Origin of the sequence: Agrobacterium sp. CNPSo 3708 (assembly GCF_028674915.1) — a bacterium.
GTDB classification, from domain to species: domain Bacteria; phylum Pseudomonadota; class Alphaproteobacteria; order Rhizobiales; family Rhizobiaceae; genus Agrobacterium; species Agrobacterium cavarae.
In genome coordinates, this window is sequence record NZ_JAQZSF010000028.1 from 1 (window position 1) to 252 (window position 252).

General features: G+C 60.3%; 1 protein-coding gene. It reads left to right on the forward strand.

The genetic code is table 11. The features are described from left to right. The coding region (locus tag PVA19_RS22325; RefSeq protein WP_274104282.1) for a porin at positions 1–252 on the forward strand (252 nt) is incomplete at both ends.

Genomic DNA, 252 nt, shown 5'->3' on the forward strand with positions numbered 1-252 from the left:
GAATACGTTCGCGTTTGCGACGCTTTCGGCGCAGGCTTCTTCTACATTCCTGGTACGGAAACCTGCCTGAAGTTCGGCGGCTACGTTCGTTTCCAGACCAATTTCCAGCGCGGTGACGGCACGACTGCTGGCACCTCGAACGGCGGCACCTCTGACTGGGACGCATTCACGCGCGCTCAGTTCGAAGTTGATACTCGCACAGACACCGAGCTCGGCGCTCTGCGCGGCTTCATCGGCTTCCGCGGCAATGCT